Source organism: Synechocystis sp. LEGE 06083, assembly GCF_015207725.1.
GTDB lineage: Bacteria > Cyanobacteriota > Cyanobacteriia > Cyanobacteriales > Microcystaceae > Synechocystis > Synechocystis salina.
Genome location: NZ_JADEWJ010000158.1, coordinates 1 through 9,035, shown reverse-complemented (window position 1 = coordinate 9,035; position 9,035 = coordinate 1). Strand labels below are relative to the sequence as shown.

The 9,035-nt window shown below is 46.6% G+C and carries 6 protein-coding genes; 4 read left to right on the top strand and 2 right to left on the bottom strand.

The annotated features are described in order from the left end of the window. Positions 1 to 18 precede the first annotated feature (18 nt). Both hslO and katG read right to left on the bottom strand, forming a co-directional pair. The gene (gene hslO, locus IQ219_RS12535; protein ID WP_194072823.1) at positions 19 to 927 is read right to left on the bottom strand and encodes an Hsp33 family molecular chaperone HslO; all 909 of its coding nucleotides are present in this window, start codon (positions 925 to 927) and stop codon (positions 19 to 21) included. A gap of 48 nt (positions 928 to 975) precedes the next feature. After that, positions 976 to 3,165, bottom strand: coding sequence for a catalase/peroxidase HPI (gene katG, locus IQ219_RS12530; protein WP_194072822.1), 2,190 nt, complete (start codon positions 3,163 to 3,165; stop codon positions 976 to 978). Positions 3,166 to 3,564: 399 nt separating this feature from the next. Here katG and IQ219_RS12525 point away from each other — a divergent pair, with 399 nt between their 5' ends. From IQ219_RS12525 to ilvB, 4 genes are all read left to right on the top strand, one after another. Next, the gene (locus tag IQ219_RS12525) at positions 3,565 to 4,941 is read left to right on the top strand and encodes a cytochrome c biogenesis protein (RefSeq protein ID WP_194072821.1); all 1,377 of its coding nucleotides are present in this window, start codon (positions 3,565 to 3,567) and stop codon (positions 4,939 to 4,941) included. Positions 4,942 to 4,996: 55 nt separating this feature from the next. Further along, a complete protein-coding gene (locus IQ219_RS12520; protein ID WP_194072820.1) occupies positions 4,997 to 6,283 on the top strand; it encodes an extracellular solute-binding protein in 1,287 nt (428 codons plus the stop codon). Next, a complete protein-coding gene (locus IQ219_RS12515; RefSeq protein WP_194072819.1) occupies positions 6,264 to 7,589 on the top strand; it encodes a mechanosensitive ion channel family protein in 1,326 nt (441 codons plus the stop codon). The genes IQ219_RS12520 and IQ219_RS12515 overlap by 20 nt, the downstream gene beginning before the upstream one ends. 301 nt (positions 7,590 to 7,890) lie before the next feature. Then, positions 7,891 to 9,035, top strand: a 1,145-nt coding sequence (gene ilvB, locus IQ219_RS12510; protein WP_194072818.1) for a biosynthetic-type acetolactate synthase large subunit, incomplete at its 3' end; no start/stop codon positions are given.

Here is a 9,035-nt window from a genome sequence, read left to right as displayed (position 1 = left end):
ATTTCCATGCAGATGGGGTTAAGGCTTTTCCGCCTTCTCCCGCTGGATTTCCCCAATTAACTGGGCCAGATGATGGCGATCGGCCTGGTAGACCTCACCACAAAAATCGCAGGTGGCTTCGGCTCCATTGTCCTTTTCGATCATATCTTCTAGTTCATCTTGCCCCAGGATTTTTAGAGCGCCCAATACCCGAGGAAAGGAACAGCGACAATCAAAGCGCAAAAGTTGCACTTCCGGTAGAATTGCCAGACCAAAATCCCCCAACAATTCTTGAAAGATATCTTTGAGGGATTTGCCCGAACGTAAAAGGGGAGTGAAGCCAGTCAGGTGTCCCAGCCGGGATTCCAGTGCGGCAACTAAGGCTTCGTCCCGGGCGGCCTTGGGCATTACCTGTAACAGCAGACCCCCAGCGGCGGTTACCCCATCCTTGCCCACAAAAACTCCCAATAATAGGGCGGAGGGAGTCTGTTCGGAGGTAACCAAATAATGGGTGACATCCTCACCAATTTCCCCGGAAACTAACTCCACCGTGCTGGAGTAGGGATAGCCAAAGCCCACATCTCGCACCACATATAGAAAGCCATCCTGACCCACTGCGCCCCCCACGTCCAACTTACCTTGGGCATTGGGAGGTAGTTCCACCGAGGGATTTTGTACGTAACCCCGCACTGTACCGTCTAAGCCCGCATCCACCAACAGACCTCCCAGGGGACCATTACCACGGATGCGGATATTTACCCGGGATTTCTCCTGCTTCATGCTGGAAGCCAACAGTAACCCCGCGGCCATGGTGCGGCCAAGGGCAGCGGTGGCAACGTAGGAAAGTCGATGGCGTTGGCGGGCTTCTTCGGTCAGGTTGGTGGTAATTACCCCCACTGCGCGAATACCCCCATCGGCGGCGGTGGCACGGATTAATTGATCTGCCATGGATTGCTGAAATGTTGCCTGAATTTTGTGATTCTTCTATTTTGCCAACTAGTCCCTAGGGAGATCAAACCGGTCAGCATTCATCACCTTAGTCCAGGCGGCCACAAAATCATGGACAAATTTTTCCCGATTGTCGTCCTGGGCATACACCTCTGCATAGGAGCGCAGGATTGAATTGGAACCAAACACTAGGTCAACTTTGGTGGCAGTCCATTTCATTTCCCCCGTTTGGCGATCGCCGACTTCATAAAGATTGTTGCCCGCCGGCCGCCATTGGTAGGCCATGTCAGTCAGATTGACAAAGAAGTCGTTACTCAATACCCCTACCCGGTCGGTGAAGACACCATGGCTAGTACCTCCATGATTGGTGCCCAACACCCGCATGCCCCCCACCAATACGGTCATTTCCGGCGCCGTTAGCCCCATGAGTTGGGTGCGCTCCAGCAGTAATTCTTCCGGTGACACCGCGTAGTCCTGTTTCAGCCAGTTGCGATAGCCATCGTGGACCGGTTCTAGGGGGGCAAAGGATTCTGCATCGGTCATAGCTTGGGTGGCATCTCCCCGGCCTGGCAGAAAGGGAACAGTAACCTCAATCCCTCCATCAAGGGCTGCTTTGGCGATCGCCGCTCCCCCGCCCAGCACGATTAAGTCCGCTAGACTGACTGACTTGGCAAAATTGGCTTGGATATTTTCTAGCACAGTCAAGACTTTGGCCAATCGAGCCGGCTCATTACCAGGCCAATTTTTTTGGGGCTCTAAGCGGATCCGGGCCCCATTAGCTCCCCCTCGATAGTCCGAGCCCCGGAATGTACGGGCACTATCCCAGGCAGTGCAGACCAATTCGGCAACAGTAAGGCCTGAGGCGAGTATTTGTCGCTTCAGATCCTCAATTTCCCCTTCAGAAAGACTGTAATCCACGGCGGGAATCGGGTCTTGCCAAATCAAATCTTCCTGGGGCGCATCGGGGCCAAGGTAACGACTTTTGGGGCCCAAATCCCGATGGGTTAACTTAAACCAAGCCTTGGCAAATACCTCCGCAAAATAATCCGGCTCCCGATAGAAACGCTCCGAAATTTGTCGGTAGATGGGGTCCTTGATCATGGCCATATCGGCATCAGTCATGATGGGATTGTGGCGGACATTTGGATCCTCCACATCGACGGGTTTATCCTCCTCTTTAATGCTGACCGGCTCCCATTGCCAAGCCCCAGCAGGACTTTTCTTCAGTTCCCACTCGTGGTTAAACAACATGTAAAAGTAACCGTTATCCCACTGGGTCGGGTGGGTAGTCCACGCTCCTTCAATGCCGCTGGTCATGGCCTCCCGTCCGACACCTTTGCCGTTCCGGTTATGCCAACCCAAGCCCTGCTCCGCCACATCGGCCCCTTCCGGTTCTGGCCCCATCAGCTCAGCTTTACTGTTGCCATGGCATTTACCTACGGTATGGCCCCCGGCGGTAAGGGCAACGGTTTCCTCATCATTCATGGCCATGCGGGCAAAGGTAGTGCGGACATCCTGGGCTGTACGCAAAGGATCCGGCTGGCCATCCACCCCCTCAGGGTTAACGTAAATTAATCCCATTTGTACGGCGGCCAAGGGATTGTCTAAGCTTTCCCGGTCTTCACTGCCATAGCGGTGATCACTGGAAGCAAGCCATTCCTTTTCTGACCCCCAGTAAATGTCCTTTTCCGGGTGCCAAATGTCTTCCCGACCACCAGCAAAACCATAAACCTTGAGCCCCATAGACTCATAGGCCATGGTGCCGGCCAGAATAATCAAATCTCCCCAGGAAAGTTTATTGCCGTAGTTCTTTTTAATTGGCCAGAGCAGGCGACGGGCTTTGTCCAAATTGACGTTATCAGGCCAGCTATTAAGGGGGGCAAAACGTTGGTTACCAGTGGCGGCACCGCCCCGACCATCAGCAATGCGATAGGTGCCAGCGGCATGCCAGGCCATGCGAATCATCAACCCGCCATAATGGCCCCAGTCGGCGGGCCACCAACTCTGGCTATCGGTCATCAGATGGTGTAGATCTTTTTTGACGGCGGCCAAATTAAGTTGCTGAAAGGCTTCCGCATAACTAAACCCATCGTTCATTGGGTTTGTTTTCTGGTCATGCTGGTGCAATATGTCTAAGTTCAACCCATTGGGCCACCAATTGAGGTTATTTTTCTGCTCGGTCGTATTTGCTCCGTGCAGTACAGGACATTTACCGGCTGGTACTTGGTTATTAACCATGGTTTTTCCTTTTTGATTGTGTGGGGATCAAGAAAATTTTTTAGATCGAACTAACTCCCCCACTCTCCTGTCAGGGAAATACTTGCCTGTAAGGGAAAGACTGGGAATAAGGGGGTTACTTGGCTTGTTTGGAATGTGGTTCCTAATGGCAGTAGGCTCTTGTGTACTTATTAGTACCTGCTGTTGAACTAATGGCAAACTAAAGTGATGAAAGCCTGCTTAAGATCCACCAAGACCATGCTGCCATATTCTCTCGGGGCTAACCATTAGTCAATGAGTAGAATTTCCCAGAACGCTAGACTCTAGGTGTGGTTGTGGCTCCCACTTTAGGGTTCGTTGCCATGGAGACGGCGATCGGGGCACAATGATAGGGCTATCTTCAAAACTGTCGCCACTTTCATGACCCTTGCCAATTCTTCCCCTACCAACTTTTTGCAGCAGTTAGGTCGACAGTGCCTGAAAACCCTGGCAGATCTCCGTCTGGCGATCGCCCTTTTGCTATTGATTGCCGTTTTTAGTATCAGTGGCACGGTAATTGAACAGGGGGAAAGTTTGAGTTTTTATCAACAAAATTATCCTGAAGATCCGGCTTTATTTGGATTCTTAAGTTGGCAGGTAATTTTACAACTAGGTTTGAATCAGGTCTATCGAACCTGGTGGTTTTTGGGCTTGCTAATACTTTTTGGTTCTAGCCTAACTGCTTGTACATTTAACCGCCAATTTCCTGCTTTAAAAGCGGCCCGCAGTTGGCAATTTTATCACCAACCAAGGCAGTTTAACAAACTAGCCCTAAGTTTTTCCCTGCCCCATGGAGATAGAAACAAAATTGAAGATTTACTCCAGAATAGGGGATACAAAATTTTCCAAGAAGGTGACAGTGTTTACGCCCGTAAAGGTTTAATGGGAAAAATAGGTCCTATCATTGTCCATGCCGCCATGTTAATTATTCTGGGAGGGGCAATTTGGGGGTCACTGACAGGATTTTTTGCCCAACACATGATTCCCAGTGGTGAAACATTTCAAGTAAATAACATTATCGAAAAAGGGCCCCTTGCCGACAACCAAATCCCTAAAGATTGGGGTGTCAAAGTTAATCGTTTTTGGATTGATTACACGGAAGATGGGGCTATCGATCAATTCTATTCTGATTTATCTGTGGTTAGCAGCGAAGGAGAAGAATTAGACCGCCAAACCATCTCCGTTAATCACCCTTTACGTCATCAGGGAGTTACTTTTTATCAGACCAATTGGGGCATTGCCGGGGTGAAAGTGCAACTCAACAATAGTCCTGTGTTGCAACTTCCCATGGCCCCTTTACAAACTGCCAATGGTGGCCAGTTGTGGGGAGCCTACATTCCCACTAAAACCGACTTTAGCGAAGGTGCAGCTCTATTAGTTAAAGACCTCCAAGGTACGATGATCATTTATGACCAAGCGGGAAATTTAACCGATGCGGTGCGGGCTGGTTCTACTGTGGAAATTAACGGAGTCAATATAACAGTTAAAGAATTAGTGGGTAGTACTGGTTTGCAAATTAAAGCTGATCCGGGCATTCCCTTTGTTTATCTTGGCTTTGGTTTATTGATGATAGGGGTAATGATGAGTTATGTTTCCCATTCCCAAGTATGGTTATTGAGTGTCCAGAGGGATGGTCAAGGAGAGATCTATTTAGGAGGAAGAACTAACCGAGCCCAGGTCGCTTTTGAGCGGGAAATATTGGCGATCGCCGAGCAAGGACAGGGTGATCTGAACAGCGAGATCAAAGTTAATGCCTAAGGTTAATCAGCCCTGGTGGGACAGATTTTTTCCCTTTTTAAATTTCCCTAGGGTAATGGGGATAGTTCTGTTTACAGCAATATCTTTTTTAGCTGGCGGCTGTGGAACGGACATTACTAGCTACCCAGTATTTCTGAGAAATTTTCAAGAATCAGTTCCCAGTGGAAATATTAATTCTGATAAAGGTACTTTGCTTATTTGGTTCGCTCTAGACTCTGCCTACCTACATGAGTCCCAAGTAGAACGTTACCATCAATATTTAGCGGGCATGGTGGATGAATTTAAAAAAGCTTATCCTAACGTTAAAGTCAATTATAAATTTATTGCCAGTGACGACCTTTTAGAACCCTACCTGCACGACATTGACCATGGTTTTGGCCCTGATTTAGTTTTGACTAAAAATCTGTATTTAGGGCGATTAATGGAACGCAATGCACTGTTTCCAATTCCTTACAATGAGATTGCGCTGGATAATTTTCGTCAGGATGCCCTCAGCCAAATGGAATATGGAGGAAAGTTGTATGCAATTCCCGTTACTTTAGGCACTCAAACCCTTTGTTATAACAAGAAAAAAGTTAAACAAGTTCCCACTAATTTAGATGAAATAGTTAGCCTTTCTCGTCAGGGCTATTCCTTTGGCATTACTTCAAATTTTAGTGATACTTTATGGGGACTAGGAGCCTTTGGTGGCAAAGTTTTTAATCAAGAAGGAGAAGTGATTTTAAACCAGGGGGCTTGGAGTAAGTGGATGGAATTTCTAATTACCATCAAAAATGAACCAAACGTTGTTTTTATTCCTACTTCCTTAGCTACTAATCGGGCTTTTAGTGAAGGGAGATTAGCTTATATCACCTGCTGGAGTTTAGCCATTCCAGAATTAGTTGCTAGTTTAGGTCTAGAAAATCTGGGTATTGCTCCCTTGCCTGGTCTACCGGGAGCCCCTTCTTCGCCAGCATTAACTGGTTTTTCCTTTGTTTTAAATCCAACAAGCAATGACGAACAGCGCGGTTTAGCCCTAAAAGCTGCTACTTTTTTTACCAATACTGAACAGCAGCAACAATGGATTTTAGAGTCTAGATCTGCCATTCCAGTTAATGTTCATGTGCAAATACCATCTAGTCTTTTTACCATCCAAGCGCAATTAAAAAAACAATCCTTAACCGCTACTTCCTATAGCATGAAAGAAATCGATAAAATAGAATTTATGCTAGATATTGGCGAAAGATTTTACACCAGTGTCCTTTCTGGGGCAATTACTTCCCAAGCAGCGGCCCAGGAAATTACGGAACAAACTAATCAATATTTTGGTGAGCAAGCAGACCATGAATCAAAGCATCAGTGACCTTGATTTTTCACCTTTGGAGTCAGTTTTCTTCAGTTTTTGGCATATGGGGCAACGGCCTTTGGTGCAGGGACAATTGGTCTTAATCTTGGGAGCTATGATTGCTGCCTATGCCACGGCTAAAATCATCTGGTGGTGGTTAAGAAAAAAGTATCACAGTGCACAATTTTTTTTAAATTATTCTCCCCGGCGATCGCCCCTTGATTGCTTACTATGGGCTGGGCATTTTTTTCTATTACCATCGCTTCTATTTTTACTGTTATTATTTGTTCATACTATTTATCGACAACATAGCTATTATGATGGACTAATTGACCACGCTATCATATTAACATTAATATTTATATTTTATCGGGCTGTTATTTTTTTTGCTAGCTTTTGTTTTCCCATTCAAGAAATTGAATATTATCGCTCCCATTTATTCCGTCCAATACTCTTTTATTTCTTTGTAGCTAGCACAATTAATTTAGTAGAAGATTATCTTCCTTTGGTCAGCACTCCATTTTTTGATGCCTTTCAAACCCCTGTCACCATTAGAAGCATTTTATTGATCACCTTTGGGGTTTATCTTTGGGTAATATTTTCCTCCTTAATTTGCAAAATAATCATTTATCTGATCTCCAATGGCAGCCAATTTGATCCTGGCTTTATTAGGGCAGTTTCAGTGTTAATTAATTACGGTTTAATTGGCTTTGGTCTTTTTGGTATTTTAGGCTATGTCGGCATTAATCCAGCTATTTTTGCCACGGTTACAGGGGGACTATCTGTTGGAATTGGCTTTGGACTAAAAGAAGTAATCAGTAATTTTGTCAGTGGAGTCTGGTTATTGATTGAAGGGGCTTTAAAACCAGGAGATGTGATTAATGTAGGAGGAGAGATGAGTCGGGTGGAACGATTAGGGCTACGGGCTGCCACGGTTAACATTATTCGAGATAATACCGATCGAATTATTCCCAATCAAGTCTTTTTTACGGAAGAAGTCAATACTTATACTGGTAGAAATCACCTTGTTTATTGTAGTGTGACAGTGGGGGCTAGTTATAAAGCAAATCCTCGTCAAGTCATTGATTTATTACTAGATTTAGCCACAGATAATCCTGATATTCTTCCTCAACCTAAGCCCGCCGCTTTTTTGTTAGATTTTGCAGATTCTAGTATGAATTTTGAAATCAAGTTTTGGCTTGATAACCCGGTGAGTAGGAAGAAAGTTTCCAGCGAGCTCCGTTGTAGAATTTGGCAAAAGTTCAAGGAACTAGACATTGAAATTCCCTATCCCCAGCGGGATTTACATCTCCGCACTGACTGAAACGATGCTTTGAAACCCTGCCATCAGTGACTGTTGACTGGATTACAAGCAACTTAATTAAAAGCAAGAAAGTTTATGGACTGAGACGCCCATCAAAAAAGGCCTTTATAATTTTGTTTGGCACCCATCCCATTTTTGTCCATTGGGAGCCAAGCTCGGGCTGCAGTATGGTTTAAATTTACTTTAGTTCTGGCAAGAAATTTAAGTCCTGTTAACTTTCCCTCCTTTGCCATAGGGGGCCCATCGCCGATTGGGTTAAAATTAAATGACTTAGCCTACGCTTCCTAAAGCGCTTTGTCCTGTGGTTGCATCAATTCCTAATCCCAAAACAAATTTCCTGAAAACTGTTCCCAGCCAACGGCAGACCGGGGCTTACATCCTGATGGATAGCCTGAAACGCCACGGGGTCAAACATATTTTCGGTTATCCTGGTGGGGCAATTTTACCCATCTATGATGAGTTGTACCGTTTTGAAGCGGCGGGGGAAGTTGAGCATATTCTGGTGCGCCATGAACAAGGAGCGTCCCATGCTGCCGACGGGTATGCCAGGGCCACGGGTAAGGTGGGGGTTTGTTTTGGTACCTCTGGACCAGGGGCAACTAACTTGGTGACCGGCATTGCCAATGCCCATTTGGACTCGGTGCCCATGGTGGTCATTACCGGCCAGGTGGGTCGTGCCATGATTGGTAGTGATGCCTTCCAGGAAATTGATATTTTTGGCATCACCCTGCCCATTGTCAAACATTCCTATGTAGTACGTAGTGCGGCGGATATGGCCCGCATTGTTACTGAAGCTTTCCATCTGGCTAGTACCGGCCGCCCCGGGCCAGTTTTAATCGATATTCCCAAGGATGTGGGTTTGGAAGAATGTGAATATATTCCCCTTGAGCCAGGGGATGTTAATTTGCCCGGTTATCGTCCCACAGTTAAAGGTAATCCCCGGCAGATTAATGCGGCGTTGCAGTTGTTAGAACAGTCCAAAAATCCCTTGCTCTACGTGGGAGGAGGGGCGATCGCCGCCAATGCCCATGCCCAAGTGCAGGAATTTGCTGAAAGATTCCAATTGCCGGTAACGACCACTCTGATGGGGATTGGGGCTTTTGACGAAAACCACCCCCTTTCGGTGGGGATGTTGGGTATGCACGGTACTGCCTATGCCAACTTTGCTGTTAGTGAATGTGATCTTTTAATTGCGGTGGGGGCTCGTTTTGACGACCGGGTGACCGGCAAATTAGACGAATTTGCTAGCCGAGCCAAGGTAATTCACATCGACATCGACCCGGCAGAAGTGGGGAAAAACAAGGCTCCCGATGTGCCCATTGTCGGGGATGTACGCCATGTGTTGGAACAACTTTTACAGCGGTCTCGGGAATTAGATTACCCCACCCATCCCCATGCCACCCAGGAATGGTTAAACCGTATTGATCATTGGCGTATTGATTATCC